This window comes from Bradyrhizobium sp. 23AC, assembly GCF_054863025.1.
Window position 1 is genome coordinate 1 of sequence record NZ_JAVAYN010000173.1, and the last position, 268, is coordinate 268.

Genomic DNA, 268 nt, shown 5'->3' on the forward strand with positions numbered 1-268 from the left:
TCCGCTGGCAAGCTGCGCTTGATGCCAGCACAAGTTGCGCGCGCGCCCTGACGTTTCTGGACAATGGGAGGTCGCTGCTATAGCTCCCCAGCCGTGCGTGAACCCCAGACCTTGAAGCGGCGGAACGTCGGCGCGAGAACATTTGCGCGGGACAAGTCCAGAATCCGTTTCGTGATCCTGGCGATACTTGTCGCGGTATGTTCGGTTTCTGGCGGGTCGTACAGTCCCACCATGCCGACGCTGCTCGTGTTGCGTCCCGTGCTGGTGC

At 61.9% G+C, this 268-nt stretch carries 1 protein-coding gene; it reads right to left on the reverse strand.

Translation table 11 applies throughout. From position 1 onward, the window contains the following. Positions 1-77: 77 nt before the first annotated feature. Positions 78-268, reverse strand: a 191-nt coding sequence (locus RAD10_RS41975) for a hypothetical protein (protein ID WP_461622037.1), incomplete at its 5' end; no start/stop codon positions are given.